Genomic DNA, 21684 nt, shown 5'->3' with positions numbered 1-21684 from the left:
AAAGCGGCCCCCGCCTTCAGGATCTAAGCTGAGGTTCAGCGCCCTTCTCGCCCAGAGCCGACACCATGCCCCAACCCACTCGTTTCGACTGGCAACGCTGGTTACCCGGCCTGGTCACCCTGCTCCACTACAAGGCAGCCTGGCTCCCCAAGGACATCGCCGCCGGCCTGGTGCTCACCACCATGCTCGTGCCTGTGGGCATCGCCTACGCCGAGGCTTCCGGCGTCCCCGGTATCTATGGCCTGTACGCTACCATCATCCCCCTGCTGGCCTATGCCCTGTTCGGTCCCAGCCGTATCCTGGTGCTGGGCCCGGACTCGGCGCTGGCCGCGCCTATCCTGGCTGTGGTGGTGCAATACGCCGCCAGCGACCCGCAGCGGGCGATCGCCATCGCCAGCATGATGGCGCTGGTCGCCGGGGCGTTCTGTGTGATTGCCGGGCTGCTGCGCCTGGGCTTCATCACCGAGTTGCTGTCCAAGCCCATCCGCTATGGGTACATGAACGGCATCGCCCTGACCGTATTGATCAGCCAGTTGCCCAAGCTGTTCGGCATCAAAGTCGACAGCGAAGGCCCCTTGCGCGACCTTTGGTACTTGGGCCAGGCGCTATACGCCGGCCAAGGGCACTGGCCAAGCTTTGTCGTGGGTGCCGGTAGCCTGGCGCTGATTCTGCTGCTCAAACCGTTCAAGCGCCTGCCGGGCATCCTGATCGCCGTGATATTGGCGACGCTGGCAGTGAGCGTGTTCAACCTCGATCAGATGGGCGTCAAGGTACTCGGGCAATTGCCTCAGGGCCTGCCCGGCTTCGTCTTCCCCTGGGTCAGCGACATTGACCTGGTCGAGGTGCTACTGGGCGGGATTGCAGTGGCGCTGGTGTCGTTCGCCGACACCAGTGTGCTGTCACGCTCCTATGCCGCGCGCCTCAAGATGCGGGTAAACCCCAACCAGGAAATGTTCGGTCTGGGCGTGGCCAACGTGGCCTCGGGGCTGTTTCAGGGCATCCCGATCAGCAGCAGTTCGTCACGCACCCCAGTGGCCGAAGCTGCCGGCTCGCAGACCCAGCTCACCGGCATCATCGGCGCCCTGGCGGTAACCCTGTTGCTGCTGGTAGCGCCCAATCTGATGCAGCACCTGCCTAACAGCGCTTTGGCTGCGGTGGTGATTGCCGCTGCACTGGGGCTGTTCGAATTTGCCGACCTCAAGCGTATCTTCCGCATGCAGCAGTGGGAGTTCTGGCTGTCGTTCACCTGCTTTGTCGGCGTGGCGGTGTTCGGCGCCATTCCCGGCATCTGCATTGCAGTGGCGGTGTCGGTGATCGAGTTCCTGTGGGACGGCTGGCGGCCGCATTACGCAGTGCTCGGCCGGGCCGATGGGCTGCGCGGCTACCATGACATACAGCGTTATCCACAGGCCCGGCGTATTCCAGGGCTGGTGCTGCTGCGCTGGGACGCGCCGTTGTTCTTTGCCAACGCCGAGCAGTTCCAGAACACAGTGATGGCGGCGGTGGACGCGTCGCCAACGCCTGTGCAGCGGGTGGTAATTGCCGCTGAGCCTGTGACCAGTATCGATATCACTTCGGCGGACATGCTGGCCGAGCTGGACCGGGCATTGGAGGCGCGGGGGGTGGAGTTGCAGTTCGCCGAAATGAAGGACCCGGTGAAGGACAAGATGCGCCAGTTCGAGTTGTTCGAACATATGGGGGAGAAGGCTTTTCATCCGACGGTGGGCGCCGCGGTGGATGCCTATCTGGAAGAGAGTGGGGTTGATTGGCAGCCCTGAATTGCCTGGAGAGCGGGCTTAACCGCGAAGAAGCCCGCGCCGACTCCGAAGCCGGTCAATCCAGATCAACATGGCGCTGGCATACACCGACACCGCCAGAAACAGCGCCATACGCACCGCAAATGCCTTGTACACATCCTGCCCACCTGCACTGTCCTGCACCGACTGCCCCAGCAAGATCAACATGGTCGTCAGGCAACTGACCCAGTACGCCGGGCTCTGCCGGCTCGGCACCGCCTGGTACAGGCGCCGAGCCTGCCAAAGGGCGAACAGCAGTACCCACAAGAAGAACATCCACAGGTGAACGAACAGGCTCAGCGCTACCCACAGCGCTATCGCCAACACCCCGGCAAGCAAGGTTGAACCGATCAGCTCCCGGCTGGCATGCCGCGCGCGGGTTTCGCCTGCTTGTTGCCCCACACTCACGGCCTTCATGATCAACGGCATGTACTGGTCAGGGGCGATCAATGCCAGCAGAAAGGCCGGCATCACGATCAACGTGGCACGCAGCGCCACCCAGCTGACATGCTCGCTGCCCAGCAGCGGCGGCACCGGCGGTGCTGGCGCATTGGCGGGTTCGGGGAACAACGTATGCGCCACCGACGTGCCCAGCACTGCCAGCAGCATGCCTTTGGCCAGCGCTTCGACCACCGACAATGCCAGGGTGAAGTCACTGGTGCCGGCAGCGGCGATCATGGTCAGGCCGATCACCAGCAGGTTGGCCAGCAGGCCGTTGCCGCCCTTCAGCGCATAGCGCAGGGTCAGGAAAACACCCACCCCGACCAGTAACACCCCAGCCAACGGAGCATGGCGCAACAGCGGAATCAGCAGCAACCCGCTGCCGCAAGCGAGCAGCACCAGTAGCGCCAGGGCCGGTGCTGCACGCAGGGGCAATGGCTGACTGCGCATGGCCAGCAACAGCACCGCAAACACCGGCGCCAGGATCGGCACCGGCAAGCCGATACCAAAGCTCACCGCCAGGCACAGCGCCACGCCCCAGGCCAGGCGCAGTGCGCGCAGGCGGCGCAATTCAATAGGCATACGACAGCCAGCTCATCAGCCACATGAACAACCGGCCCAGCAGGTTCAGTGGGTTGCCTTCGCTAGGCAGGGCCATGACCTCGGCCTGCCCACCGACCCGCAGCACGGTCTTGTCCTGAAGCTGATCGCGCTCCAGTTCGACAATCACCGGAAAGCGCTGCGCCGAACGCAGCCACTCGCGGCTATTCTGCACGGTCGGCAGCGTACCAGGCGGCGTGCTCTGGCCCACGCTCACGCCATAGCCAATGCTGCGGATACGCCCTTTCAACACAGTGCCCGGCAGCGCATCCAGCACCACCAGCACCGGGGTTTCAGGGCGCAAACGACCGAGGTTGTTCTCGGTCATGTCGGCACTTATCCACACGTCATGGATACTGATCAGGGTCATCATCGGGCTGCCCGCCCCGACATAGTGGCCAACGTCTGTGCGCAGGTCGGTGATCAGCCCGTTCGCGTCGGCACGCACCACGGTACGGGCAAGGTCCAGGCGGGCCTTTTCCACATTGGCCGCAGCACTGCGCAGTTGGGCGTTGTCTTCCTGTGCCCCGCCCTGCTGCTCACGGGCGCGCTCTACCTCTGCGCGGGCTGCCGCCACTTGGCTGATGGCCTGGTCGCGGGTGGCCTGGGCGCCTTCCAGGCGGCGCACCGACACCGTACCGGGGTCCTCGTCAATCAGCCGTTTGAGGCGCTCGGCGTCCTGCCGCGCCTTACGTTCGTTGGCCTGGGCGGCCACCAGCGCTGCCTGCGCCGAATCGATGCCGGCGGTACTGGCGCCGATCTGCCGGCGCACGGTATCGAGGTCGGCTTCGGCACGGGCCAAGGCAATGCGGTACTGCTCCTGATCGAGTTCGAACAGCACATCGCCCTGGCGCACCTCCTGGTTGTTGCCTACGGCCACACGCTTGATCTGCCCGGCCACTTCGGCGGCCACCGGGACCACGTAAGCCTGGAGGCGAGCTTGCTGGGTGTACGGCGTATAGCGGTCTGCCAGCAAGTACCAGAGCAGGCTGACGGCAATCAGCAGCAGCACCCAGCGCATGCCGCGATCCGGGGCTGACGGGGGCGTCGGGGGCGTGGCGTCGCTCATTCGGTTTCACCTTGTGCATGCGCGGAGGGGGCTGGCTCGTCGAGCAATTCGCCCCAGTCGGTGCGTTGCTGCATTTGCTGGCGGGTCGCCGGGTCGATCGGCGCGCGGCTGGCGTCCCAACCACCACCCAGGGCCTTGTACAACGTCACCAGGCTGCTGACCGCGTTGCCACGGCTGACCAGGTAGCCGTCCTGTTGCTGCAACAGCAGTTGCTGAGCATCGAGCACCCGCTGAAAATCGGCGAAGCCTTCGCGATACTGCGAGCTGGCCAGATTCAGCGAGCGCTGTGCAGCCTGAGAGGCCTGGTCGCGAATGGTTGCACTCTGCAGCGAGCGCACCAGCCCGCTGGCAGCATCGTCGGCCTCACGGGCGGCTTCGCGCACGCCCTGCTGGTACAACTCGATCAGTTGCTGCAAGCGGGCATCTTCCACGCGTACCGTGTTCTTGCGCCGGCCATAGTCGAACGGGTTCCAGATCAGGCTTGGGCCAGCCGCCAGGTCGAAGGTGTCGGGCAGATGATTGGCCGATAAAAAGGTCCAGCCGATACTGCCAAGCAAGCTCAGCTGTGGATAAAGATCGGCTTCGGCCACCCCGACCAGCGCCGACTGCGCCGCCACTGCCTGCTCGGCGGCACGGATGTCCGGGCGGCGCTGCAGCAGGCTGGCCGGTACATCCTGCAACACTGCCCGGTCTGGCAAGGGCAATTGGCCATGCCCGGCCGCCAGCTGCGGCAGCGGCCCAGGCGGGCGGCCGAGCAGCGAACACAGCACATTGCGCAGGGCATTGAGCTGGTTCTCGAACTCGGGAATGGTGGCCAGGGTCGCCAGGTATTGAGTACGCGCCTGCTGCCAGTCGAGTTCGTCATTTTCACCGTGGCGGAACAACCGCTCGGTGATCTCCAGGCTACGCGCCTGGCGCTTGGCGTTCTCTTGTGCAATAGCCAGCCGCGCCTCGGCAGTGCGCAGGGCAAAGTAGGTGTCGGCCACCTGCGCACGCAGCAGCAGCATGGCATCGGCGTAGTTGGCCTGGGAGGCGAAATAGACTGCATCGGCGCTTTCGATGGCGCGACTGAAGCGGCCCCAGAAGTCAATTTCCCAGCCGATGTCGAAGCCCACGCTGGATTGCCAGAACACCGAATCACGGGCCGAAGGCGTACCAGACTGATCCTGCTTCAGGTACAGGCTTTGCGCACTCAGTTGCTGCAGCTGCGGATAACGCCCGGTCTGCACGATGGCCAACTGGGCACGGGCTTCAGCGATACGCAGGCCAGCCACGCGCAGGTTGGTGTTGTTGGCGTCGGCCTCGGCTATCAGCGTATTCAGCGTCGGGTCGGCAAACACCGCCCACCACTCGCGCAGGTCGGGCGCCGCCGCGCTGCGCTCGGCCTGCTCCAGCATTGGCGTGCTCCAGCCGCCCAACCACGGCGTTTGGGGCTTTTCATAATCCGGGCCGACTTGGGTGCAACCGGCCAGCACGATCAGCAGCCCCAGGCCACAGCAGCGGTTGGGCATGGCTCAGGCGGCAGGGGGTGCCGGTTGCTCCGGCACCTGCAGCGCAACCCATTGCCAGAACAACACGTAGGCCACGCCAAGGATTACCGGGCCGATGAACAAGCCGATGATGCCTTTGACCACCATCCCGCCCAATGCGCCGATCAGTACCACCGGCATCGGTACATCGACCCCGCGTCCCAGCAGCAGCGGCTTGAGCACGTTGTCGGCAAGGCCGGCGACAAAGGTGTAGACGGCAAAAATGATGGTCGCCACCGTGAAGCCTTCAGCATTGAACACATAAATGATCACCGGCAAGGTCACCAGCGTCGCCGGGGCCTGGGCAATGCCCAGCATGAGGATGACGATGGCCAGCATCCCGGCACCGGGAACCCCTTTGACGATAAAACCAACACCGATCAGCAGCATCTGGATGAAGGCAATGCCAATCACTCCTTGTGCCACCGCGCGAATGGTAGCCGTACACAGCGTGGCCAGGGGTTTACCGCGCTCTGCGCCTGAAACCCGCATGGCGATGCGCTGGGCAGCGATTTCACCGCGTTCACCGAAGGCCATGATGACCCCGGAAATGATGATTGCGCCGATGAACAGAAGGAAAGCCCCACCGGCGCTGGCCGCAGCGCCCAGCACCGTTAGCCCGGCCCCCTTGATCTGGGGCATCCACTGATTCAGCACACTGGCCATGTTTTCGGAGGCCGCCAACCACAGCGCATGCACCTTCGGCCCGATCAGTGGCCAGGTCGCCACGGAATCAGGCGGGACCGGCACGCTCCAGGCGCCGCTCTTGAGTAGCGTCACCAGGCTGTCTACCGATTCGCCAATGGACATCATCACCAGGTAGATAGGTACCAGCAGCAGCACCAGAACCAGTAGCACCACCAGCGTCGCCACATAGCCTTGCTTGAGCCCGGTGCGGCGCTGGATACGGCAATGCAACGGGTACAACGTAACCGCCAGGATCACCGCCCACATCATCAACTCCAGGAACGGCTGAAACACCTGGAAAGCGAAGATCACCAAGGCGGCTACCAGACCGGCCTTGATGAGCACATCGAGCAAGCCCCGCGAAAGGGCGCTGTCCAGCTTGAAACTCGACTGCATAATTCACCTCCCGATACCCAATGCGCCAGCAAGGCGTAATTCACTGGCCCGTTTCAGGGGATGCCTGTACAGGGCTGTCATCGCGCAGCTGCCGCGCCAGGGCCATCATGACCAAGGGCACCACCGCCATCGACAAGGTGATGGCCAGCACCAGCAGGTCGTGTACCTGTTGGGTGAGTACCTGGTGCTCCAGCGCCAGCTTGAACACCACGAAGGCAAACTCGCCGCCCGAAGCCAGCACCACGCCCAGGCATAACGCCTGGGCCTGGTTGAGCCCTCCGGCCGTATGCCCCAGGCCATACAGCAAGGGCAGCTTGATGGCCACCAGCAGCACGGTCAGGCCCAGCACCATCAGCGGCATGCCGAACAGCAGACGCAGGTCGGCACTCATACCTACGCCAACGAAGAACAATCCAAGCAGCAGGCCTTTGATCGGCTCGATCTGGGTTTCCAGTTCGTGGCGAAACGGCGACTCGGCCATCAGCACACCGGCCAGGAAGGCCCCCAGCGCCATCGACACACCCACATGCTCCATCAACCAAGCGGTGCCCAGCACGACCAGCAAGGCCGTGGCGGTCGACAGTTCAGGCAGGCCCGAACCCACCGTCCACTTGAATATCGGGGTCAGCAGATAACGGCCAAAAACAATCAGCACACCAATGCCGACAACCACAGCCAGCAAGGGCCAGGCACCTTCGTCAGCAGTGCTGACATCGCCACCGAGCAGCGGCACCACGGCAATCAAGGGAATGGCGGCAATGTCCTGGAACAGCAGGATGGCCACGGCCATGCGGCCATGAGGTTTGCCCAGGTCCTTGCGCTCGGCCAGTACCTGCAAGCCAAAGGCAGTGGACGACAGCGCCAGGCCCAGGCCCAGCACGATGGCGGCAGGTTTCGATTGGTCGAACAGCCAGAATGCCAGTAGCCCAAGCAGCACAGCGGTCAGCCCCACTTGCAAGCTGCCGACGCCAAATAGCGCCCGGCGCATGGTCCACAGACGCTTTGGGGACAGCTCCAGGCCAATCACGAACAACAGCATGACCACGCCCATTTCCGACAGCCGCGCCACGTTGTCCGGGTTGCCGAGCAGGCCAAACACCGACGGACCAATCAGGATACCCGCCAACAGGTATCCCGGTACTGCGCCCATTTTCAGACGCTGCGCCAGCGGTACCAGAAGTACCACCGCCAAAAGGAATACCACCGTCGCCTGCAACAGGCTGCCGTCATGTGGCATGAGCTCGTACCTTCGCAGCTCCCTGCTGGGAGGGGTTCAGAAGCGTTCTTCGACGAACTTGAACGGGTAGGCGACTGCCTTGTACTTGCCGATCTTGCCGCGTTTGGGCAGCTTCACGTGCTGGTCGCGGGTTATATCCTTGTAGGGAATACGGCTGAGCAGATGGCTGATGATATTCAGCCGGGCGCGACGTTTGTCGTTGGAATTGGCCATGAACCACGGCGCCCAAGCGGTATCCGACGCCTGGAACATTTCGTCACGCGCTTGGGTGTATTCATCCCAGCGGCTATACGACTTGAGGTCCATCGGTGACAACTTCCACAGCTTGCGGCCGTCGTTGATGCGATCCTGCAGGCGCCGGGTCTGCTCATCGGCGCTGACTTCAAGCCAGTACTTGATGAGGATGATCCCTGAATCGACCATGACCCTTTCGAACCCGGGTACTCCGGTCAGAAACTTGTCCACTTGCTCGTCAGAGCAAAAGCCCATTACCCGCTCAACGCCCGCACGGTTGTACCAACTGCGATCGAAGATCACCACTTCACCCGCCGCAGGCAGATGGCCCAGGTAACGCTGCACGTACATCTGGGTCTTTTCCCGCTCGGTCGGTGCGGGCAGCGCCACTACACGAAACACCCGCGGGCTGACACGCTCGGTAATGGCCTTGATGGTGCCACCCTTGCCGGCGCCATCGCGGCCTTCGAAGACAATGCATACCTTCAGGCCCTTGGCGACCACCCACTCCTGTAGCTTCACCAACTCTACATGCAGGTTCTTGAGCGCTTTTTCGTACGCCTTACCGCCCAGCTTTTCTGGCTGTTTTTTGGAGGGCTTCCTGGACGGCTTCGACATGACACGCTCCTGAAGGCGAATGAAGAGTGAGTATGGTCGATTAATGCCAGTTTGCCGCTTCGCTTGCAGATTGATGTGGGGGCTGTCGTGCAGCCCCCGGGAGGCACTATTTGGCCAGCTTGTTGTAACTGGTCATCAGGTTGCGGTAGTCCGGGATATGGTTGGAGAACAGAGTACCCAGCCCTTCGATGTCGTTGCGCCAGTCACGGTGCAGTTCGCAGGCCACGCCGAACCAGGTCATCAGTTGCGCCCCGGCAGCCTCCATGCGTCGCCAGGCCGAGTCACGGGTCAGTTCGTTGAACGTGCCAGAGGCGTCGGTGACGACGAATACCTCGAAGCCCTCCTCCAATGCCGACAGGGCCGGGAAGGCCACGCATACTTCAGTAACCACACCAGCAATCAGCAGCTGCTTCTTGCCGGTGGCTTTTACCGCTTTGACGAAATCTTCGTTGTCCCAGGCGTTGATGTTGCCCGGGCGTGCAATGTAGGGGGCATCAGGGAACTGCTCTTTCAGTTCCGGCACCAGCGGGCCGTTGGGCCCCGTCTCGAAACTGGTGGTGAGGATGGTCGGCAACTTGAAGTATTTGGCCAGGTCGGACAGGGCCAACACGTTGTTCTTGAAGCGGTCGGGGTCGATGTCCCTTACCAGCGAGAGCAAACCGGTCTGATGGTCGACCAGCAGTACGGCTGCGTTGTTCTTGTCCAGACGCTTGTATTGGAAGGCCACAGTGGATCTCCTTGCTTCAGCGGGTTGGGAGTATCAGCGTAGGCAAGGATGGAGGGTGGGAGAGACCGTCAGTCGGCTTGCCTGTACTGCCCTGTGCCCCATCAGTTCACAAATTTCTGAACTGATTATTTGCCGCCAGCGATTTTTCCCCTCGCCAACCGCCACCAGAATCGCTTCACCACAATCACAAAAAACCGTGAGGCCACTCCCGTGGACCAGACACTCCAAGTGCGGCAAGCCGCCGCCGACCTCGTCGCGGCGTTCGCCAGCAACGACACCGCCCGCTATTTCGCCTGCTTCAGCGAAGACGCCACCTTTCTGTTTCACACCTTGCCGTATCCGCTGCTGTCGCGTCGCGCCTATGAAGAGCTGTGGGCCCAGTGGCAGGCCGAGGGCTTCACCGTGCTTGCCTGCGAATCGGGCAACGCCCATGTAAGCCTGCAAGGCGACGTGGCTGTTTTCATGCACGATGTGGCCACGCGTATCCGCATCGGCGGTGAAGAGCACCCGTTGAGCGAGCGCGAGACCATTGTCTTCCGCCGCCATGGTGACCAGTGGCTGGCCTGCCACGAGCACCTGTCGGTCGTAACACCGGCCTGATCACCCTTTACGCGGCGCTGCCGCCCTGCCATCGCACCCACAAGAAGGCCCGCGCACTGCGCTGGCTACAACAACCGCGCTGGAGCACCACCATGAGCCACTCGACCGGTATCGAGACCAACGGCGTCGAACAGATCCCCGCCGATCAACGCGACGCCTCCCCGCTAGACCTGTTCCGCCTGATCTTCGGCGGTGCCAATACCTTCGCTACCGCCGTACTGGGCAGCTTCCCGGTGCTTTTCGGGTTGTCATTCCAGGCGGGTGTGTGGGCGATTCTGCTTGGCGTTGGCATCGGCGCGCTGATCCTTGCACCGATGGGGCTGTTTGGCGCGCTTAACGGCACCAACAACGCTGTTTCATCGGGCGCGCACTTTGGCGTACACGGGCGCATCGTCGGCTCGTTCCTGTCGCTGCTTACGGCGGTGGCGTTTTTCTCGCTCTCGGTGTGGAGCTCGGGCGATGCGTTGGTCGGTGGTGCCAAGCGCCTGGCCGGCCTGCCAGAGACCGACCTGACCCTCGGCCTGGCCTATGGTTTGTTCGCGGTGCTGGTCCTGGTGGTATGCATCTTTGGCTTCCGCTTCATGCTGTGGGTCAACAAGATTGCCGTTTGGGCCTCGAGCCTGCTGTTCCTGCTGGGCATCGTCGCCTTTGCCGGGCCCTTCGATGCCGGCTACGCAGGCAGCGTCAACCTTGGCCAGGCAGGCTTCTGGGCTGCGTTCGTCGGCGCGGCGATCCTGGCCATGAGCAACCCGGTGTCGTTTGGCGCCTTCCTGGGTGACTGGTCGCGCTACATTCCACGCGAAACCCCCAAGGCACGCATCATGCTGGCTGTGATCGCGGCACAGGGAGCGACGCTGATTCCTTTCCTGTTCGGCCTGTGTACGGCCACCTTGGTCGCCACCCAGGCGCCGGACTACATTGCCGCCAACAACTATGTCGGCGGCCTGCTGGCAGTTGCCCCTAGCTGGTTCTTCCTGCCGGTGTGCCTGATTGCGGTGATCGGCGGCATGTCCACCGGCACCACCGCGCTGTATGGCACCGGCCTGGACATGTCCAGCGTGTTCCCGCGCCTGCTCAGCCGTGCTGGCGCTACGCTGCTGATCGGCGTGCTGGCGATTGGCTTCATCTTCATTGGCCGCTTCACCTTCAACCTCGTGCAGAGCGTATCGACCTTTGCCGTGCTGATCATTACCTGCACCAGCCCGTGGATGGTGATCATGATCCTTGGCCTGATTACCCGCCGCGGCTTCTACCACGCCGACGACCTGCAGGTATTCACCCGCGGCCAGCGTGGTGGCCACTACTGGTTCCTGCACGGCTGGAACTGGCGCGGCATGGGGGCGTGGATCCCCAGCGCGGCGGTTGGCCTGTGCTTCGTCAACCTGCCGGGGCAGTTCGTCGGCCCACTGGGTGACCTGGCGGGCGGCATCGACCTGAGCCTGCCGGTCACGCTGGGGCTGGCTGGCGTGCTGTACCTGCTGTTGCTCAACCTGTTCCCTGAACCTGCTGGCGTTTATGGCCCCCTGGGGCCGCGATGGGTGCGTTGCAAAAGCACCGCGCATACGCCTGTGACCACCGCCGAAATGGCCTGACTGGAAACCGATCATGACCACTTCCCACTATATCGCCGGCCATTGGGTCGAAGGCCAAGGCAGCGACTGCATCAGCGTCAACGACCCTGCGCTGGGGCAACCGTTCGCCGAGCTGATGGCCGCCAGCGTGAGCCAGGTCGACCAGGCCGTCGCCGCTGCCCGCAGCGCCCTGCCCGCCTGGAAAAGCACCTGCGCCAGTGAACGTGCCGCCTTCCTGCGTGGTTTTGCCGAACAGCTCGGGCAGCGCCGCGAAGCGCTTGTCACCGTGCAGATGCGCAATAACGGCAAACCGCGTCACGAAGCGGAAATCGACCTGGATGACGCCATCGCCACCTTTGGCTATTACGCCGAGCTGGCCGAGCAGCTGCCATCGAAAAACCGCACTGTGCCCCTGGCTGCGCCGGGTTTCACCGCCCGCACCCGCCTTGAACCGGTGGGCGTGGTCGGCCTGATCGTGCCGTGGAACTTCCCGTTGGTGACCAGCGCCTGGAAACTTGCCCCGGCCCTGGCCGCCGGTTGCACCGTGGTGCTCAAGCCTTCAGAGGTCACCCCGCTGATCGAGCAGGCCTACGGCCAAATCGCCGACGCCCTTGGCCTGCCCGCCGGGGTGCTGAACATCGTCAACGGCAAGGCCGAGACCGGCGCCGCACTGAGCAACCACAATGGCCTGGACAAGTTGTCCTTCACCGGTAGCAACAGCGTCGGCAGCCAGGTGATGCGCAGCGCGTCGGCGCAGTGCCGGCCGGTGACGCTGGAACTGGGCGGCAAGTCGGCCATCGTGGTGTTCGATGATTGCGATGTCGACCAGGCGGTGGAATGGATTGTTGCCGGCATCAGCTGGAACGCCGGCCAGATGTGTTCGGCCACATCGCGGCTGCTGGTGCAGGACGGCATTGCCGATGCACTGCTGCCGCGCTTGCAGGCGGCACTGGAAAACCTGCGGGTGGGTAATCCTTTGACCGAAGAGGTCGACATGGGCCCGCTGACCAGCCAGGCGCAATGGCTGAAGGTGGCCAGCTACTTTGCCACGGCGCGGGAAGAAGGTTTGCAGTGCCTGGCTGGCGGCCATGCACTGGACCGTGAAGGCTGGTTCGTCAGCCCGACGCTGTATACCGATGTGCCGAAAGACAGCCGCCTGTGGACCGAGGAAATCTTTGGCCCGGTGCTCTGCGCACGGCGCTTTGCCACCGAGGAACAGGCCATTGCCGAAGCCAATGACAGCCGCTTCGGGCTGGTGGCTACAGTATGCTCCGCCGACCTGGAACGCGCCGAGCGCGTGGCCGATGCGCTGGAGGTTGGCCATGTGTGGATCAACTCGGTGCAGGCGGTGTTCGTCGAAACGTCCTGGGGGGGCACCAAGGGCAGCGGGATCGGCCGTGAGCTGGGGCCTTGGGGGTTGTCGGCCTATCAGTCGGTCAAGCACGTAACCCGCTGCCTGGGCTGATATCGCAAGGGGCCGCGTAATGGCACCGGCTCTGCCGGTGTTCGCGGGTAAACCCGGTCCTACGGCGGCCTGTGTCCAAACTCCGGTGTGTGTCCACCCCCGCTCCTACCAGCTGGACTGCCCCCCGATGCCTACATCGACTCGTCAGCCGGCCGCGCCCCCTCCTGCACCAGCACCATGCTCTGCGGCGAAGACAGTGGAATGCCTTCATCACGCAACCGGCCAAGAATGGTGAACAGCAGGTCGCTGCGGGCTCCCGATACCTGCCGCGGCCCGGCCACATAGCCACTCACACCAATCACCATACCGCTGGACGTCAGGTCCTTGAACGACACCGAGGCAGCTGGCGCATCCAGAATCGCCTCATGCTCATGGTATGCCGCCAGCAGCAGCTCCCGGACGCGGTTGGCATCAGTCTCCAGCGGCAGTGTCAAGGTAATGCTGACCACGCCCAGCGCGTTGCCCATGGTCACGTTGCGCACGTTCTGCGAGATGAACTGCGAGTTGGGCACGATCACCGTGGAACGGTCAGACATCTGGATCTCCGTGGCGCGCACGTTGATGCGGCGGATATCACCCTCGACACCCGCCAGGCTGACCCAGTCGCCGACCTTCACCGGTCGCTCGGTCAGCAGAATCAGGCCAGAAATGAAGTTCTGCACGATCTGCTGCAAACCGAAACCGATACCGACCGACAGGGCACTGACCACCCAGGTCAGGCTGGTGAGGTTGATACGCAAGGTCGACATCACCAGCATGGCCAGGAACAGGAAACCCAGGTAACCCACCAGGGTCACCAGCGAGGCCCGCATGCCGGCATCCATCTCGGTTTCCGGCAGCAGGCGGTCGCTCAGCCAGCGCTTGACCACACGGATGGCGAACAGGCCACCGAGGAAGATCGCCAAGGCCAGCAGGATGTCCTGCGGCACGATGTTCAGGTTGCCGAGCACCTTGCCGCCGGTCCCATCCCAGTCGCCCAGACTCAGCAGCAATTCGCTAGGGCTGGTGCCCGACGGCATCAACACCAGCAGCAGTGCCAGGAACAGCACGACAGTGCGGCCGATGCCGGCCAGTATGGTGCTGGCCTGCGCCTGATGGCGAGGCGCCAGGCCCAGGGTCGACGCCAGTGCCAGGCCACCGGGCTGTCGGGGCGACAGCAGGGTTTCGCACAGGTCGCCGAAGAAGGTGGTCAGCAAGTAGGCACAGGTGATCACCAGGCTGACCCACAACAGCTTGGCGGTGAGGAAATAGGCGAGTGTCAGGTAGCCGGTGAGCAGTGCCAGCAGGATCAACGTCAGCCAGATGACCATCACGAACGGGATCAGCCCGGCCAGGCCCGTCGGGCGCTCCAGGTCATGCTTGCGCAGGGTGCGGCGGTAACACAGCAGCGCGCCTGCAAAGGTGAGCGCCACCACCAGCGCGGTCAGCCCGTTGACGGCCACCGTCAGCGCCAGGCTGGCACCGATCACGCTGTTCATGCGCTCCATGGTCATCATGACCATCAGTGCCAATGCCAGCACCTTCGGGAACCAGCCCAGCGCACTGGCGACTTCGTCGTGGATCGCCGGCAACCGCCAGGACGGACGCTGCAGCATCAGCATGGCGCGGCCCAGGCCTGTGATGAAGGCACTGAACACCACCAGGGTAAGAATGTGATTGGTCAGGCTGGTGATATCCGAACCCAATCGCGCATTGCTTTCCAGCCCCCAGCGCAGCAAAGACACCGAGCCGGCGATGGTGCCCAGGGTTGCCAGGCTAACGCCCAGAGCCAAGGCGCTGCGGCGCAGGCGGCCCTCCGGCAACCAACGGATCATGGCACTGGCCAGCAAGCGTTCAAGCACGCGCCGTACCAACGTCCACACCAGAATCGCCGCCACCAGGCTGGCAACGAACAGCCAGCGGTTTTCGGCGCTGAAGGCGCTGCTGATGGCGTCGGCCGCCTCCCCGCGCAGGTCACGCAGGCGCGCTACGTCGTCCTGGGTGGGGCGGATGATGCTCTGCCAGAACGCCGGGCTCAGCGGCGAGGCTGCGCGGCTGGTGATTTGCGAGTTGAACTGGCTGCGGCGCAGGTTGACGATTTGCGTGGACAGGTCACGGGCCGACTGGGTCAGCTTGGTGGCCTGATCCTGCTGGGCTACCAGCGCCTTTTTCTCGGCCTCCAGCGCTTTGCGCTGCTGCGTCAGGGTAGCGGCCTCGCCCGGCTGGGCCGGGCCGATGACCTTCAGCTGATCGTCGAGTTTTCCCACATCGGCAGTGCGCTGTGTACTCAGTGCATCAGCTTGACGCTGAACCTGCATCGCGCCCAGGCGCAGTTGCGACAGCACGTCGTCGTTAGCCTCGCTGGTGACGCCTTGGCGGATGAGGTCCAAGCGGTCGCTCAGTTGTTCGAGGCTGGCGTTTTCGTCCAGTGCGGGCGCCTCGGCAGCCGCCAGGTTGGACAATGGCGTGGCCGGGGCCGACCAGGCCGGGCTGACAAGCAACAGCATCAGGGCCAGCAGGGCAATCAGACCTGGGCAATAACGGGCAAGGCTGACACGCCTCATCGAATATTCCTCTTTGCAATTCGATTTGGCGGGAGATTCTACGCGGCTTCGGGCGGTCAGGAGAGTGCCGTTTCTCGCTTCAGCAATTGCTGTTTGCGCTCCACGCCCCAGCGGTAACCGCTGATGTCGCCATCCCGGCGCACCACGCGGTGGCAAGGGATGGCCACGGCAATACGGTTGGCCGCGCAGGCCATGGCGACCGCCCGCACGGCCTTGGGGGCGCCAATGCGCTCGGCGATGTCTGTGTAGCTGACCCTGCTTCCGGCCGGCACCTCACGCAGCGCCTGCCACACCCGCTCCTGAAACGCGGTGCCTTGCACATCCAGCGGCAGGGCCAGGCCCAAGGAGGGCGCTTCGACGAAACCGATCACTTCGGCGACCTTCTGCTCGTAGGCGCTGTCGCCGCCAATCAGGTGGGCCTTGGGGAACTGATCCTGCAGCTCGTGCAACAAGCCCTCGGGGTCGTCGCCCAGCAGAATCGCGCAGATGCCCTTGTCGCTCTGGGCTACCAGTATTGCACCCAGCGAGCATTGCCCAAGGGCGAAGTGAATGGTTGCCCCGGCACCGCCGGCGCGGTATTGCCGGGGGCGCATGCCCAGGCGCTGGTCGGCACTTTCGTAGAAGCGGCTGTTGGAGTTGTAGCCGGCGTTGTAGATAGCATCGGTGACCGAGTGCTGGTCGTCTTCCAGGTGCGCACGCAGGCGCCGGGCCCGGAAGGCCGTGGCGTAGGCTTTGGGGGTAACCCCGGTTTCGGCCTTGAACAGCCGATGCAGGTGGAAGGGGCTGACGGCCAGCCGTGCACTGAGTTGGCCGAGGCTTGGAACGGGGTCGCTGGTTTCGATCAAGCGGCAGGCGTGAGTAACCAGCTGGCTGTGGCGGGTGGCGCTGGCCTTGCTGATACAGCGTTTGCAAGCACGGTAGCCGGCAGCCTCGGCAGCCGCGGCAGTGTCGTAGAACTCGACGTTCATACGCTTGGCCTGGCGTGATTTGCAGCCGGGGTGGCAGTAGACGCCGGTGGTACGTACGGCGTAGACAAAGTGGCCTGTAGCGGCAGTGTCGCGGCTCTCTACGGCTTGCCAGCGTTGGTCGGGGGTGGTGTAGAGGTTCATCTTTGTTTCCCGGATATGTTGTTGCCTGTACGGGCGATGCGAAAACCTCAGGCCCGCCACAGGTACCAGGCCGCCACGGTACGAAACGGCCGCCAGGCGCCGCCCAGCGAACGCATTTGCGCCGGTGTCGGCGCCGTCTCCAGCCCCTTGAGCCGCCGATACCCCTCGCGCACGCCAAAATCGTCCACCGGCAGAATGTCAGAACGCCCCAGGCTATAGATCAGCAGCATCTCCACCGTCCACCGCCCTACCCCACGCAGCGCCACCAGGCGTTCGATCAACGCCTCGTCAGCCATGGTTAACGCCTGCTCCCGCGTCGGTACCAGGCCCTCCAGGGTGGCTTGAGCAATGCCCTGGACCGTCACCAGCTTGCTCGCCGAAAAGCCGCAGGCACGCAGGGTTTCCGGGGATACCGCCAGCAACTGCTCTGGCTGGGGAAAATCATCTGCCGGGAACAGTGCCAGCAAACGCCCCAGGATCGCCTCGGCGGCGCGGGCGTGCAGTTGCTGGTAGGCAATCGCCCGCACCAATGCCTCATAAGGCTCACGTCCCGGCGTAGCCTGGTGCAGGCAGGGCCCGATCGCTGCGATATGCCGTGACCAGTCCGGGTCAAGTGCCGCCAGGTGTTGCGCGGCCTCGTGATAGGCCTCAGGCGAAAGGTCGGCCAGCATCATGGCACCTCCATCAAGTCGATTGCAGGTCCAGCTTAGCGCAGCCGTTCATCGGGCAAACGCCGGTTCTTGCGCAGCTAATCTTTGGCATGCCATTGCTCCGCGCCATCTTACCCGCATAGAATTGAGAACTATTCACAATCGCACACATCACTGGACTGGGCCTTCTCTACGATGCAGATCAACGACACGCTCAAGCCCACCGAGGTCGCTCTGCTCTACCAGTCTCACCATGCCTGGTTGCGCGGCTGGTTACGCAGCCGGGTCGGTTGCAGTGAACATGCCGCAGACCTGGCCCAGGATACCTTCGTGCGGTTGTTGCGCGCCCGCCAGGTGTCGCCGCTCAAAGAACCGCGCGCCTACCTCAGCAGCATCGCCCGTGGCTTGATGATCGACCAGTTCCGCCGCCGCGCGCTGGAGCGGGCCTACCAGGAGGGCCTGGCTCACCTGCCCGAAGCAGAAGTGCCCAGCGAAGAGGATAAGCTTGTCATCCTCGATAGCCTGGAACGCCTCGACCGCGCCTTGCAGCAGTTGAAACCGCGCGTCCGCCAAGCGTTCCTGCTGGCCCAGCTAGACGGTTTGAGCATCGTGCAGGTTGCCCAACGTCTGGGGGTGTCCAGGGCCACCGTTGAGCGCGACCTGGCCAAAGCCCTGGGCGCCTGCTACCGGTTGCGCTATGCCGATGCCTGATGGTACGCCCGCACAGGCGCAGGTCGATCAGGCCATCGACTGGCTGGTGAAGCTGCGTTTCGACACCCCCAGCCCGCGCACCGAGCAGCAGTTTCAACACTGGCTGGCCAGCCACCCACACAACCGCCTGGCCTGGCAGCGAGTCAGTAATCTGGGTGATGAATTGGCCGGGCTGCCCAAGGACCTGAGCCGGCGCACCCTGGACGCTAGCCAGCACCCAAAAGCCAGCCGCAGGGACCACCTGAAGTTGCTGGGGCTGTTGGCCGTGGGCGGCAGCCTGGGCTGGGCCGCGCGCGAACCGCTAGGCCTGCCACAGCTGCTGGCCGACACCAGCACTGCCACAGGCGAACGGCGCCAATGGCAAGGCAGTGACGGCAGCCGCATCCAGCTCAACACCGCCAGTGCCATCGACTTGCACTACAGCGCGGAGCAACGCCAGCTGAAACTGATCCATGGCGAGGTCAGCCTGGAGAGCAACCCCAACGACAACCGCCCGTTCCACGTCGCCACCCGTGTCGGCCCGCTGACCACCTTCGATGGCCAGCTGTTGCTGCGCGAAAACAGCCAGGGGCTGCTGCTGTCGGTGCGTCGTGGTGAAGTCACGCTGTTCCCTGCCTCGGCCTCAGCGAGGCAAGTGCTGCCCGGTGAAACCTTGCAAGTCACAGCCGACGGCAGCATTCAGGCCAGAACACTGCACAACGACCCCTGGGGTTGGACCGAAGGTGTACTCAGCGTGCAGCAGATGCCGCTTGCCGAGTTTGCCAGCGAACTCGGCCGCTACCGACCGGGCCTGTTGCGCTGCGCTCCAGAAGTGGCGGGCTTGAAGGTTTCCGGCACCTATCAGTTGGCTGACACCGGGCAAATTCTGCAACTGCTCACCCGCAGCCTGCCCGTGCGGGTCGAGTACAGGACGCGCTATTGGGTAAGCATCGGCGCGGCGTAAAGGGTTATCACTGCGCCACAGCCCGCATCCGCCCACGGCGCCGGTATGACTGCCTGGCAAAGCACACGAACAGCCCGGCCATCAGTGCCAGCGCCATGGGCAAACCATGCGGCGCGACATTCATGGCCGCCCCACTGACCAGCGGCCCGACCAGGCTGCCTACGCCCCACAGCAAGCCCACACTGGCGTTGGCAGTGACCAGGTCCTGGCCCTTGAAGCGCTGCCCGATCAGCACCAGCGCCAAGGTATAGATCCCCCCCGCCACCGCGCCCAGCACCACCAGCAGCGGCCACAGCAGCCAGGTCAGATTCAGCAGCCAAGGCAAACCGATGCCGATCACCATCGCCACCAGCCCGCACGCCAGGTGCAGCCCTGTGCGCTCAACCCGATCGGCCAACCAGCCCAGCGGCAGCTGGAAAAGCATGTCGCCGGCAAACACCACCGTCACCATCAACGCCGCCACGCCAACGGCAAAGCCATGGCTGGTGGCGTACACCGGCAGCAGCGACAGCACCACGGCATCGAAGAACGAGAAGAACAGCACCGCCATGCACAACGCCGGTGCCACACGGAAGAACCCGGCCAGGCCGAAGCTTTTTTCGCCCTCTTCGTGCTCGACATGGTCGTTAGGCACCGTCAGCACAATGCACAGCAACGCCAGCCCATAACAGACCGTGACGACACCCGTGATCCACGGGCTATCGGCGCCCAACACTGCCAGCATGGCCGGGCCCAGCACCTGAAAGCCCGTAAAGCTGGTGGCGTACAAGGCCATGATCTTGCCGCGGTTATGTTCGGGGCACAGTTCGTTGACCCACGACTCGCCGAGGATGATGGCGATCCCCATGCCAAGCCCCAGGCCCAGGCGCAGCAACGCCAGCAGCCACAACGAGCCGAACGCGGACTCGAGCAAGGCGATGCTGACCGTGCACAGGCTGAAACACAGCAGATAGATGGTGCGCCGGGTGAGATGGCGGCAGCAGGCGTCGACCAGAAAAGCCGAGAGCATCATGCCGGCGGCAGGGATGGCCGAGATGATGCCGATTTCCAGTGTGCTCGCCCCCGCTTCATGCAGGCGCAACGACACCAGCGGCAAGCTGGCCCCCAAACTGAAACCCACGACAGAAACAGCGAACAATAAGCCCGCCAACAAACGCATGTTCATGTACCACTCCTGGCAAACCGAAAAGACGTGCAGAAACAGGCGCGCACGCCAGAACGGCGAGCGACGCGAAAGCGCAGATCAGTTCAGGCGAGGTGTGGCGAGAAGGTGAAGGCAAACAGCACGCTGCGGCGGCGCTTGAGCACCGTGTCACTCGGCCATGCACGACGCAGTGCCTGGAAGGCAGGCTGGCGGGCATGTGGGAGGGACTGGGTACGGCGCATTGCTTTGGCTACTACGCAGGTGATTGAAAAAAGAGGCGGCACTTTAGCCACCTCCGGGGGGCTCGTCAATTGCCCAGGGGCCTCTGCCAGGCCCCCGGTGCGTTCAGCGTTTACCTGTACTTGGCAGCAACACCGCCAACAACCCGAACAATGGCAGGAACGAGCACAACCCATACACGTATTCGATACCACGCAGGTCCGCTACGTACCCCAACAGCGCAGCGCCAATGCCGCCAAAACCGAACATCAGGCCAAAGAAGATCCCGGCAATCATGCCCACGCTGCCCGGCACCAGCTCCTGCGCATACACCACGATCGCGGAAAACGCCGAAGCCAGGATAAAGCCGATCACCACGCTCAGCACCGTGGTCCAGAACAAGTCGGCATACGGCAGCGCCAGCGTGAACGGCGCCACACCCAGTATCGAAAACCAGATCACAGCCTTGCGCCCGATACGGTCACCGATCGGCCCGCCAAAGAAGGTGCCCGCCGCCACCGCGCCGAGGAACAGGAACAGGTGCAGCTGCGAGCTGGCCACCGACACACCGAACTTCTCGATCAGGTAGAAGGTAAAGTAGCTGGTGAAGCTGGCCATGTAGAAGTACTTGGAGAACACCAGCAAGCCCAGCACGATCAGCGCCGCGATAACCCGATTGCGCGAAATGCCGTGGGTGGCCTGCACCGCCTTGCGCGCCTTGGCCTGATTGAGGTGTTCCTTGTACCAGCCGCGCAACATCAGGGTAACGCCAAGGAAGAACAGCCCGGCCAGGCCGAACCAGGCCACATGGGTCTGGCCAAACGGAATGACGATGGCCGCTGCCAGCAGCGGGCCCAGAGCAGAGCCGGTGTTGCCACCGACCTGGAAGGTCGATTGGGCCAGGCCGAAGCGCCCGCCCGAGGCCAGCCGTGCAATACGCGAGGTTTCCGGGTGGAAGGTCGACGAGCCAATGCCCACCAAAGCCGACGCCAGCAGGATCATCGGGAAACTGCCAACGAAGGCCAGCATCACGATCCCCACCAACGTACACAGGGTGCCTAGCGGCAACAGATTTGGCGTGGGCCGGCGGTCGGTGAAGAAGCCGACCCAAGGCTGCAACAGCGAGGCGGTGATCTGGAACGTGAGCGTGATCATGCCGATCTGGGCGAAGCTCAGGTCGTAGTTGGCCTTGAGCATCGGGTAGATCGCGGGCAGCACCGATTGGATCAGGTCGTTGATCAAGTGCGCCAAGGCGCAGAAACCGATGATACGCATCACCATCGGCGAGGCTTGGCTTGCCGCTGCCGGGGTGGATGCGGTGGAGGCACTAGTGGTGGCCATTTGCCTGAATCTCCGTCCTCTGGTTTGGGATCCGATTATCAGGAATCAAATAGA

General features: G+C 63.6%; 19 protein-coding genes. 6 read left to right on the top strand and 13 right to left on the bottom strand.

Going from position 1 to position 21684, the window contains the following annotated elements:
• Nucleotides 1-65: 65 nt before the first annotated feature.
• Entirely contained in the window at nucleotides 66-1778 is a 1713-nt protein-coding gene (locus ACF8FB_RS16765) for a SulP family inorganic anion transporter (protein ID WP_392511577.1), read from the top strand.
• Between the two features lie 18 nt (nucleotides 1779-1796).
• On the opposite strand, the gene ACF8FB_RS16760 is transcribed toward ACF8FB_RS16765, so the two are convergent.
• The 7 genes from ACF8FB_RS16760 to ycaC all read right to left on the bottom strand — a co-directional run bounded on the left by ACF8FB_RS16760 (nucleotide 1797) and on the right by ycaC (nucleotide 9334).
• Entirely contained in the window at nucleotides 1797-2819 is a 1023-nt protein-coding gene (locus ACF8FB_RS16760; protein ID WP_392511576.1) for a DUF2955 domain-containing protein, read from the bottom strand.
• Nucleotides 2809-3906, bottom strand: a complete 1098-nt coding sequence (locus ACF8FB_RS16755) for an HlyD family secretion protein (RefSeq protein ID WP_392511575.1) — start codon at nucleotides 3904-3906, stop codon at nucleotides 2809-2811. The genes ACF8FB_RS16760 and ACF8FB_RS16755 overlap by 11 nt, the downstream gene beginning before the upstream one ends.
• Nucleotides 3903-5417, bottom strand: coding sequence for an efflux transporter outer membrane subunit (locus ACF8FB_RS16750; protein WP_392511574.1), 1515 nt, complete (start codon nucleotides 5415-5417; stop codon nucleotides 3903-3905). Before ACF8FB_RS16750 ends, ACF8FB_RS16755 begins: the two co-directional genes overlap by 4 nt.
• A gap of 3 nt (nucleotides 5418-5420) precedes the next feature.
• Entirely contained in the window at nucleotides 5421-6518 is a 1098-nt protein-coding gene (locus ACF8FB_RS16745) for an AI-2E family transporter (RefSeq protein ID WP_003247421.1), read from the bottom strand.
• Between the two features lie 40 nt (nucleotides 6519-6558).
• Complete coding sequence (locus tag ACF8FB_RS16740) at nucleotides 6559-7755, bottom strand: monovalent cation:proton antiporter-2 (CPA2) family protein (protein ID WP_392510294.1); 1197 nt, start codon at nucleotides 7753-7755, stop codon at nucleotides 6559-6561.
• A 36-nt stretch (nucleotides 7756-7791) separates the two neighbouring features.
• Nucleotides 7792-8607: a polyphosphate kinase 2 gene (gene ppk2, locus ACF8FB_RS16735; RefSeq protein WP_392510293.1), complete on the bottom strand. Its 816-nt coding sequence runs from the start codon at nucleotides 8605-8607 to the stop codon at nucleotides 7792-7794.
• Between the two features lie 106 nt (nucleotides 8608-8713).
• Nucleotides 8714-9334, bottom strand: a complete 621-nt coding sequence (gene ycaC, locus ACF8FB_RS16730) for an isochorismate family cysteine hydrolase YcaC (protein ID WP_010951959.1) — start codon at nucleotides 9332-9334, stop codon at nucleotides 8714-8716.
• Nucleotides 9335-9544: 210 nt separating this feature from the next.
• Between ycaC and ACF8FB_RS16725 the strand changes: the two genes are divergently transcribed.
• From ACF8FB_RS16725 to ACF8FB_RS16715, 3 genes are all read left to right on the top strand, one after another.
• Nucleotides 9545-9934 carry a nuclear transport factor 2 family protein gene (locus ACF8FB_RS16725; protein ID WP_004575697.1) on the top strand — a complete coding sequence of 130 codons (390 nt, stop codon included), beginning with the start codon at nucleotides 9545-9547 and terminating at the stop codon, nucleotides 9932-9934.
• Between the two features lie 92 nt (nucleotides 9935-10026).
• Nucleotides 10027-11526 (top strand): cytosine permease, encoded by a 1500-nt coding sequence (locus tag ACF8FB_RS16720; protein WP_010951957.1) that lies wholly within the window; start codon nucleotides 10027-10029, stop codon nucleotides 11524-11526.
• Nucleotides 11527-11539: 13 nt separating this feature from the next.
• Nucleotides 11540-12970: an aldehyde dehydrogenase family protein gene (locus ACF8FB_RS16715; RefSeq protein ID WP_014755310.1), complete on the top strand. Its 1431-nt coding sequence runs from the start codon at nucleotides 11540-11542 to the stop codon at nucleotides 12968-12970.
• A 131-nt stretch (nucleotides 12971-13101) separates the two neighbouring features.
• Here ACF8FB_RS16715 and ACF8FB_RS16710 read toward each other — a convergent pair whose 3' ends face one another.
• From ACF8FB_RS16710 to ACF8FB_RS16700, 3 genes are read right to left on the bottom strand one after another with little or no spacing between them, the layout of a single operon-like run.
• Nucleotides 13102-15513 (bottom strand): DUF3772 domain-containing protein, encoded by a 2412-nt coding sequence (locus tag ACF8FB_RS16710; protein WP_392511573.1) that lies wholly within the window; start codon nucleotides 15511-15513, stop codon nucleotides 13102-13104.
• Between the two features lie 56 nt (nucleotides 15514-15569).
• Complete coding sequence (gene ada, locus ACF8FB_RS16705; RefSeq protein ID WP_129933727.1) at nucleotides 15570-16622, bottom strand: bifunctional DNA-binding transcriptional regulator/O6-methylguanine-DNA methyltransferase Ada; 1053 nt, start codon at nucleotides 16620-16622, stop codon at nucleotides 15570-15572.
• A gap of 47 nt (nucleotides 16623-16669) precedes the next feature.
• Nucleotides 16670-17296 carry a DNA-3-methyladenine glycosylase gene (locus tag ACF8FB_RS16700; protein WP_010951953.1) on the bottom strand — a complete coding sequence of 209 codons (627 nt, stop codon included), beginning with the start codon at nucleotides 17294-17296 and terminating at the stop codon, nucleotides 16670-16672.
• Between the two features lie 171 nt (nucleotides 17297-17467).
• Between ACF8FB_RS16700 and ACF8FB_RS16695 the strand changes: the two genes are divergently transcribed.
• Nucleotides 17468-17983 carry a sigma-70 family RNA polymerase sigma factor gene (locus tag ACF8FB_RS16695; RefSeq protein ID WP_392510291.1) on the top strand — a complete coding sequence of 172 codons (516 nt, stop codon included), beginning with the start codon at nucleotides 17468-17470 and terminating at the stop codon, nucleotides 17981-17983.
• Entirely contained in the window at nucleotides 17970-18926 is a 957-nt protein-coding gene (locus ACF8FB_RS16690; RefSeq protein ID WP_392510290.1) for a FecR domain-containing protein, read from the top strand. The genes ACF8FB_RS16695 and ACF8FB_RS16690 overlap by 14 nt, the downstream gene beginning before the upstream one ends.
• A 7-nt stretch (nucleotides 18927-18933) precedes the next feature.
• On the opposite strand, the gene ACF8FB_RS16685 is transcribed toward ACF8FB_RS16690, so the two are convergent.
• The 3 genes from ACF8FB_RS16685 to ACF8FB_RS16675 all read right to left on the bottom strand — a co-directional run bounded on the left by ACF8FB_RS16685 (nucleotide 18934) and on the right by ACF8FB_RS16675 (nucleotide 21630).
• On the bottom strand, nucleotides 18934-20091 hold the full coding sequence (locus ACF8FB_RS16685) for an MFS transporter (RefSeq protein ID WP_010951950.1): 1158 nt from the start codon (nucleotides 20089-20091) through the stop codon (nucleotides 18934-18936).
• Nucleotides 20092-20174: 83 nt separating this feature from the next.
• Nucleotides 20175-20312, bottom strand: coding sequence for a hypothetical protein (locus tag ACF8FB_RS16680; RefSeq protein WP_003247435.1), 138 nt, complete (start codon nucleotides 20310-20312; stop codon nucleotides 20175-20177).
• Between the two features lie 103 nt (nucleotides 20313-20415).
• A complete protein-coding gene (locus ACF8FB_RS16675; protein WP_392510289.1) occupies nucleotides 20416-21630 on the bottom strand; it encodes an MFS transporter in 1215 nt (404 codons plus the stop codon).
• Nucleotides 21631-21684: the final 54 nt, after the last annotated feature.

This window comes from Pseudomonas sp. yb_2 (assembly GCF_043103905.1).
In the GTDB taxonomy this organism is placed as follows: domain Bacteria; phylum Pseudomonadota; class Gammaproteobacteria; order Pseudomonadales; family Pseudomonadaceae; genus Aquipseudomonas; species Aquipseudomonas alloputida.
This window is presented reverse-complemented; position numbering and strand designations above follow the sequence as displayed.

Coding starts and splice junctions, on each gene's coding strand:
- ACF8FB_RS16765 (WP_392511577.1), top strand. CDS start 66: ATGCCCCAACCCACTCGTTTCGACTGGCAACGCTGGTTACCCGGCCTG.
- ACF8FB_RS16760 (WP_392511576.1), bottom strand. CDS start 2,819: ATGCCTATTGAATTGCGCCGCCTGCGCGCACTGCGCCTGGCCTGGGGC.
- ACF8FB_RS16755 (WP_392511575.1), bottom strand. CDS start 3,906: ATGAGCGACGCCACGCCCCCGACGCCCCCGTCAGCCCCGGATCGCGGC.
- ACF8FB_RS16750 (WP_392511574.1), bottom strand. CDS start 5,417: ATGCCCAACCGCTGCTGTGGCCTGGGGCTGCTGATCGTGCTGGCCGGT.
- ACF8FB_RS16745 (WP_003247421.1), bottom strand. CDS start 6,518: ATGCAGTCGAGTTTCAAGCTGGACAGCGCCCTTTCGCGGGGCTTGCTC.
- ACF8FB_RS16740 (WP_392510294.1), bottom strand. CDS start 7,755: ATGCCACATGACGGCAGCCTGTTGCAGGCGACGGTGGTATTCCTTTTG.
- ppk2 (WP_392510293.1), bottom strand. CDS start 8,607: ATGTCGAAGCCGTCCAGGAAGCCCTCCAAAAAACAGCCAGAAAAGCTG.
- ACF8FB_RS16720 (WP_010951957.1), top strand. CDS start 10,027: ATGAGCCACTCGACCGGTATCGAGACCAACGGCGTCGAACAGATCCCC.
- ACF8FB_RS16715 (WP_014755310.1), top strand. CDS start 11,540: ATGACCACTTCCCACTATATCGCCGGCCATTGGGTCGAAGGCCAAGGC.
- ACF8FB_RS16710 (WP_392511573.1), bottom strand. CDS start 15,513: ATGAGGCGTGTCAGCCTTGCCCGTTATTGCCCAGGTCTGATTGCCCTG.
- ada (WP_129933727.1), bottom strand. CDS start 16,622: ATGAACCTCTACACCACCCCCGACCAACGCTGGCAAGCCGTAGAGAGC.
- ACF8FB_RS16700 (WP_010951953.1), bottom strand. CDS start 17,296: ATGATGCTGGCCGACCTTTCGCCTGAGGCCTATCACGAGGCCGCGCAA.
- ACF8FB_RS16695 (WP_392510291.1), top strand. CDS start 17,468: ATGCAGATCAACGACACGCTCAAGCCCACCGAGGTCGCTCTGCTCTAC.
- ACF8FB_RS16690 (WP_392510290.1), top strand. CDS start 17,970: ATGCCGATGCCTGATGGTACGCCCGCACAGGCGCAGGTCGATCAGGCC.
- ACF8FB_RS16685 (WP_010951950.1), bottom strand. CDS start 20,091: ATGAACATGCGTTTGTTGGCGGGCTTATTGTTCGCTGTTTCTGTCGTG.
- ACF8FB_RS16680 (WP_003247435.1), bottom strand. CDS start 20,312: ATGCGCCGTACCCAGTCCCTCCCACATGCCCGCCAGCCTGCCTTCCAG.
- ACF8FB_RS16675 (WP_392510289.1), bottom strand. CDS start 21,630: ATGGCCACCACTAGTGCCTCCACCGCATCCACCCCGGCAGCGGCAAGC.